Here is a 6169-nt window from a genome sequence, read left to right as displayed (position 1 = left end):
GGCGCTATGCACAATCACCAATTCCAAAATGGCCGGATATTTAACTAAAAGCAAGCATGACAATGGAGATCATGTTCATCCTGAGATAGCAAGATATATATGCTTATTCTTAGGTGCGAAAGTTGAGTTGGTAACAAACTTATGTGAACATATTGGATAACGAAAAACTAAAGAAGATACCTGCACCGAGGAGTTTTAGTCTTCGATGATTCAGGTATCTTAAGAATAGGGCTTAACTATTTGCGATTACGGTTATTGCGTCGTTCGTTGTTACGTTTATTATTTTCCTCGAAAGTATTTTCGTCCATAAACTCATTCTCATTTGCAAATTCCACGTTACTGATTTCTTGGTTTTGGCGATCCTCATTATTGCGATTTTTTCGTTCATTGCGGTCAAAATGACGTTTGTTGGTATCCATTGAAAACCCTCCCAGTATTCATTATGAGAATAACATTTATTCCTGGAGCTTTGTCTTAAACGAAAGCATCCAGTACAAATATTGCCCTCGAATTATATTTTATCCCGTTTTTCAAAAATCACTCGTTATTTTGAGAAGCCATATTTTGTTATTTGAAAAAGTGCCGACTCAGGCTCTAATATTGGGAGGATTCAAGGCAGTCCTGCAATTTGGCATATTGGCTGCGTTGGACAATTTAATTTTGATTATGTTCTGCTTCCTCTGAACATGTAAAACAATACAGGTTCCCTTGATCGTGTACACCATCTAAGAAACCCTCTTTACAATAAATCATCTTACCGCATTTTACACATGTCCCTATATATTCTTTCATCCGGATTCCTCATTTCTTGCTCCAAATTGATTATTGATTTTCAAACATGAAATCCACTACTTTGTTTACGTGGATGTCCATTGTATCTAAAAGTGGAATGTCAAAATCTTCTTCAGAAAAAATCATTGGCAGTTCTGTACAACCGAGGATCAGGCTGTCAATCTGCTTCTGTTCAATCATTTCATCGACAATTTGTTTAAAATCTTTTTTTGTTTCGGGTTTTACAATTCCATTTTCTAATTCATTTACAATTTTTTCGTGCAGGTATTGCTGTGTATCCTCTTCTGGAACAGAAATGTGTTTTCTGCTTTCTTCAAAGGGTGTTTTGAAAAAATCTTGTTCCATCGTAAACTTTGTGCCGAGGAGGCCAATATGCTGTACACCTTGTTTTTCAGCCTCTTCCACTGTTGCGTCGACTATACTTATCATCGGAACGGAAACTTGTTTTTGTACTTCATCAAAAACAAGGTGCGGCGTGTTCGCTGCAATAATGATACCGTCTACTTCCAGTTGTTCCAGTTTGCGTGCAGCATTTCCGACATACATAATCAAATCATCTAACCGCCATTCACTAATGTACCTGAAAATATTGTACATATTAATACTGTTAATAAACAATTCGGGCAGTACCTTAAGTGATCCTTTCTTTTCTTGAAACCGTCTAATAATGGACTGATAATATTCGACCGTTGACTCTGGACCTAAACCTCCAATAATGCCAATTTGTTTCATTTTATTCCTCCTTCCATAAAATTTTAAGCTGTTTCTTTTGGCAAGAATATAACAAAGTGTAAATGATGTATCTATTTTTAAATATTATAATTCCTATTTACATTATAAGAATTGATTGCCGGATTTACAAGTTAAAATAAAGGGTAGAAATGAATACGTTTAATCAATATAGGGATTTTTACAAATTGAAACTTTTATCAAAACTATTTTCAAATTGTGAAAATGGCCTTACAAGAGCAGATTGATACCTTTATTATTGCTCAAAATAAAAAGTGAAAATAACACGCCAAGATGAAAAAGGATTAAACCATTTTTTATCACTCTTTTGCACAGTCCACTCGCATAATTAGCTCATTCAAATGGTCTTGCAATTTAGAATAGTTTTACTCACAAATTGTTTCTGAAAAATGTATTGACAATATAATAGTCTAAATGTATTGTATATATTAGATTAAAAAACATTCGACGAATTTTGATAAAAAATAACAAAATTCGATTGAAAACAGTATAGTAAAAACTGTTCATATTAAATATTCTTATCCAGAGAGATGGAGGGGACTGGCCCAATGATATCTCGGCAGCGGTCAAAAGAACTGTGCTAATTCCAGCAGGCTTAATAAGCTTGGAAGATAAGAAGTGATTAGTACATATATGTTTTATTGATACGATCCTTCTTTTTCCATAAAGAAGGATTTTTTAATATCAATTTATACCTCTATTGTATAAATTTGTTTTAGCAAAGTGCCAAGAACGAAAGGGGACAAAAAGCACCATGATTGAGTTTCAGAATTTAGAAAAAGTATTTAATAGTGGAGGTAAGCAGATTCATGCGTTGAATGATATTAATCTGAAAGTTGGCAAAGGTGAAATATATGGTGTGGTTGGATTCAGCGGTGCTGGTAAAAGTACACTCATCCGTTGTGTCAATTATCTAGAACGTCCAACTTCAGGTAAGGTTGTCGTGGACAATCATGATTTAACGGTATTATCTGAAAAAGAAATCCGAAAAGTAAAGAAAAATATTGGAATGGTTTTTCAGCATTTCAATCTATTAAATTCAAAAACGGTATATACAAATGTAGCCATGCCGCTCATTCTTGAGAAAATACCAAAAGAACAGATTAAAAAAAGAGTGCATGAATTACTTGAATTTGTTGGGTTAGAAGATAAAGCAGAAGTATACCCAGATCAATTGTCTGGCGGACAGAAGCAACGGATAGGTATTGCGAGAGCTTTGGCTATGAATCCATCCATTTTACTTTGTGATGAGGCAACATCTGCGCTTGATCCACAAACAACTAGTTCCATTTTACAACTCTTGAAAAAAATAAACGTAGAATACGATATTACAATTTTAATGATCACACATGAAATGTCAGTGATTCGTGAAATTTGCGATAAAGTTGCTGTTATGGAAAATGGTCAAGTTATTGAAGAAAATACTGTATTTAACCTTTTTTCTGCGCCCAAAACAAAGACTGCACAGAATTTTGTCAGCTCCGTTATGCATGATCAAATCCCTTCTTCTATTCTAGAGATGATTGAAAATAGTGATGGTTCAAATAATGTGTTTCGGATCAATTTCCTGGGTGAAGCAACAGGAGAGCCGCTTTTATCACATATTGCTAAAAAATTTGATATTAACGTTAACATGTTATTTGGTAATATTACGGAACTTCAAGGAACGCCTTTTGGAAACCTGATTGTTGAATTCCAAGGACTTGATTCAGAGGTAAAACGAGCCTTAGATTATATGAAATCGAAACAAATTAGTTTTAAGGAAGTGAAATCACATGCTAGTTAATTCGGATCAAATTATTGAAGCCTTAATTGAAACAATTCAAATGGTTGGAATATCATTTATTTTTTCCATCATTCTTGGTTTGCCGTTAGGTATTTTGCTTTTTGCCACCCGTAAAGGGCAAATACTTGAAAATACAGCTATTTTTACAATAACGAATGCGGTTATCAATATTTTCCGTTCCATCCCATTCATTATTCTGCTAGTGGCAATTATTCCACTGACTCGATTGATTGTTGGAACATCCATCGGTACCGCAGCAGCTATTGTTCCATTGGTTTTCTATGCAGGACCATATATTGCCAGGCTCGTAGAAAGTTCTTTGCTGGAAATTGATGAGGGCGTATTTGAAGCTGCAAACGCGATGGGTGCTACACCCTTTCAAATTATTTTTCGTTTCTTGCTTCCAGAAGCACTTGGTTCCTTAGTTGTTAATTTTACAATTGCAACGATTGGACTGATTGGGGCATCCGCAATGGCCGGAACAGTCGGCGGCGGAGGAGTTGGTGATTTGGCTATTACATATGGGTACCAACGGTTTGATACCGTAACAATGACTATTACGGTTGTTATCCTGATTGTGATGGTTCAGGGATTACAATCACTTGGTAATACACTATCTAAAAAAATTAGAAGAAGATGACAATATAGGAGGAAAAACATAATGAAGAAATCAGTACTATCTATTCTTTTTTTAGCATTAATTATTTTTACTACAGCATGCTCTAGTGATGCTGAGGAGGAAACAGTTAAACTTGGTATCAGCGGTACAGATAGTCGTCAGTGGGACTATGTTTCAGAAAAAGCAGCAGAGGAAGGAATTGATGTAGAAATTATTTCTTTTAACGATTACGTTCAACCGAATACTGCTCTAGCTGATGGGGAATTAGATGCCAATGCATTCCAGACGGTTGCCTACTTTGACGAGTTTATTGAAGAACATGATTTAGACTTAGTACCGATTGCAACAACAGTACTTGCGCCAATGGCTCTTTACTCGGACGAATATACAGATTTACAAGATGTTCCAGACGGTGCTGAAATTGCGATTCCAAATGATGTATCGAACCAGGGAAGAGCGCTTATGTTACTTCAGGATGCCGGATTTATCGAATTAGTAGATGATTATGACGGACTTGGAGGGATAGAAGAAAGCGTTGTTGAAAATACGAAAAATATTGAATTTGTTGAAACAGCTCCTGCTCAGATACCAAGAGCATTAGGTGATGTAGATGCAGGGATTATTAATAACGGATTTGCAAGAGATTCGGGTCTTAACCCAATCAATGACTCCATTTTTCATGAAGATGAAACAGCTTATGATTATCTGAACATCATCGCAGTGAATGAAGAAGATCAAGATAATGAAACATTGAACAGATTAGCCGAACTTTTCCAAGAAGAAGATACGGCTGAATTTATTGAAGAAGAATATGATGGAACGCTTATTCCAACTTTTGCTCCATTAGAAGAAATAGGATGGTAATAAACTTTACAACAAAAGAGGAGAACATGATGTTTTCCTCTTTTAGATAAATAAAAGGGAGGAATTGTAATGACAAGTTTAACAACAAACGCAAAAAGTATCATTTCAGAAAATATAGAAAGAAATAAGGACCGGTATATTCAGACAAGTCATGATATTCATAACAATCCTGAAATCGGGAATGAGGAATTTTACGCGTCTGGTTTATTAACAAAAGTTCTTGAAGAGGAAGGCTTTACTGTAGAGAAAGCGGTAGCCGGTCATGAAACGAGTTTTGTTGCGCGATATAAATCAGATAAAGCAGGCCCTTCCATTGTCTTTTTAGCAGAATATGATGCTTTGCCAGGGCTTGGACATGGCTGTGGTCATAATATTATTGGAACAATGAGTGTTGCTGCGGCAGTTGCTTTAAGTAAAGTAATTGACGAAACTGGGGGTGAAGCAGTTGTTTTTGGAACCCCTGCGGAAGAAGGCGGACCAAACGGCAGTGCAAAAGGCAGCTTCGTGAAACATGGATTAGTAGAAGGAATGGACGCGGCCATGATGATTCATCCAATGGGAAAAACTGGTCTAACCAGTCCTTCTTTAGCTGTTGATCCGCTTGATTTTGAATACATTGGGAAATCTGCGCACGCCGCTGCTACACCTCATGAAGGGATTAATGCCCTGGACGCTATTATCCAATTATTTAATGGAATTAATGCATTAAGACAGCATGTAACTGATGACGTGCGCATTCACGGAATTATTACGGATGGTGGTGACGCAGCGAATATCGTTCCTGATTATGCCAAGGCAAGGTTCTATATCCGTGCAGCAACCAGAACTCGTTTAAATGAGGTAACGAAACGTGTTAAAGCCATTGCTGAAGGGGCTGCATTAACAACAGGTGCTAAATTAAATGTTATTGCTTTTCAAAATGAAGTAGATAACCTCTTATTAAATGATCCATTTAATGAGGTATTTAGAGAAACGATTGAAGAGCTGGGGGAAACGGTAAGTGCCAGAGATGGAATGGGCTCAACGGACGCAGGAAATATTAGTCAAGTAGTCCCAACAATCCACCCTTATATTAAAATTGGTGCAGACGACATTGTGCCTCATACAATACCATTTAGAGAGTCGGCTGCTTCTGAAAAAGGGGATGAAGCTCTTATTAAAGGAGCAAAAGCACTAAGTTTAACAGCTTTGCGACTGATAACAGAACCGGAGACATTATCAGCAATCAAAGAAGAATTTAAACAGAGAAAAGAAATAGAAGAAAATATTTAATAAGAAGGGCAGTTTCCATTTTAGTGGAAGACTGCCCTTTGTCTTGCTAAATTTTTGCTCATAAACATTCGTTTCTAGAGCATTTC

Annotated in this window: 6 protein-coding genes and 1 riboswitch; of the genes, 4 read left to right on the top strand and 2 right to left on the bottom strand. The window is 36.3% G+C overall.

What is annotated here, in order from left to right; translation table 11 throughout:
• Nucleotides 1-236 precede the first annotated feature (236 nt).
• Both ACFQ19_RS07585 and ACFQ19_RS07580 read right to left on the bottom strand, forming a co-directional pair.
• On the bottom strand, nt 237-419 hold the full coding sequence (locus ACFQ19_RS07585; protein WP_379591473.1) for a hypothetical protein: 183 nt from the start codon (nt 417-419) through the stop codon (nt 237-239).
• 403 nt (nt 420-822) lie between these two features.
• Nucleotides 823-1524 carry an aspartate/glutamate racemase family protein gene (locus tag ACFQ19_RS07580; protein ID WP_379591472.1) on the bottom strand — a complete coding sequence of 234 codons (702 nt, stop codon included), beginning with the start codon at nt 1522-1524 and terminating at the stop codon, nt 823-825.
• 533 nt (nt 1525-2057) lie between these two features.
• A riboswitch (SAM riboswitch) is annotated at nt 2058-2160 on the top strand.
• Nucleotides 2161-2296: 136 nt separating this feature from the next.
• Here ACFQ19_RS07580 and ACFQ19_RS07575 point away from each other — a divergent pair.
• From ACFQ19_RS07575 to ACFQ19_RS07560, 4 genes are all read left to right on the top strand, one after another.
• Complete coding sequence (locus tag ACFQ19_RS07575) at nt 2297-3328, top strand: methionine ABC transporter ATP-binding protein (protein ID WP_379591471.1); 1032 nt, start codon at nt 2297-2299, stop codon at nt 3326-3328.
• Nucleotides 3318-3968, top strand: coding sequence for a methionine ABC transporter permease (locus tag ACFQ19_RS07570; RefSeq protein WP_379591470.1), 651 nt, complete (start codon nt 3318-3320; stop codon nt 3966-3968). The genes ACFQ19_RS07575 and ACFQ19_RS07570 overlap by 11 nt, the downstream gene beginning before the upstream one ends.
• Before the next feature lie 21 nt (nt 3969-3989).
• The gene (locus ACFQ19_RS07565) at nt 3990-4811 is read left to right on the top strand and encodes a MetQ/NlpA family ABC transporter substrate-binding protein (RefSeq protein ID WP_379591469.1); all 822 of its coding nucleotides are present in this window, start codon (nt 3990-3992) and stop codon (nt 4809-4811) included.
• A gap of 69 nt (nt 4812-4880) precedes the next feature.
• Nucleotides 4881-6083: a M20 family metallopeptidase gene (locus ACFQ19_RS07560; protein ID WP_379591468.1), complete on the top strand. Its 1203-nt coding sequence runs from the start codon at nt 4881-4883 to the stop codon at nt 6081-6083.
• Nucleotides 6084-6169 lie beyond the last annotated feature (86 nt).

The organism is Oceanobacillus locisalsi (assembly GCF_042675985.1).
GTDB classification, from domain to species: Bacteria; Bacillota; Bacilli; order Bacillales; family Amphibacillaceae; genus Oceanobacillus; species Oceanobacillus locisalsi.
Note: the sequence above shows the minus strand (reverse complement) of the source record. Positions and strands in the feature narration are given on the sequence as shown.

Excerpts from the sequence above, each read along its gene's own strand:
- ACFQ19_RS07585 (WP_379591473.1), bottom strand. The coding sequence starts at position 419 with ATGGATACCAACAAACGTCATTTTGACCGCAATGAACGAAAAAATCGC.
- ACFQ19_RS07580 (WP_379591472.1), bottom strand. The coding sequence starts at position 1,524 with ATGAAACAAATTGGCATTATTGGAGGTTTAGGTCCAGAGTCAACGGTC.
- ACFQ19_RS07575 (WP_379591471.1), top strand. The coding sequence starts at position 2,297 with ATGATTGAGTTTCAGAATTTAGAAAAAGTATTTAATAGTGGAGGTAAG.
- ACFQ19_RS07570 (WP_379591470.1), top strand. The coding sequence starts at position 3,318 with ATGCTAGTTAATTCGGATCAAATTATTGAAGCCTTAATTGAAACAATT.
- ACFQ19_RS07565 (WP_379591469.1), top strand. The coding sequence starts at position 3,990 with ATGAAGAAATCAGTACTATCTATTCTTTTTTTAGCATTAATTATTTTT.
- ACFQ19_RS07560 (WP_379591468.1), top strand. The coding sequence starts at position 4,881 with ATGACAAGTTTAACAACAAACGCAAAAAGTATCATTTCAGAAAATATA.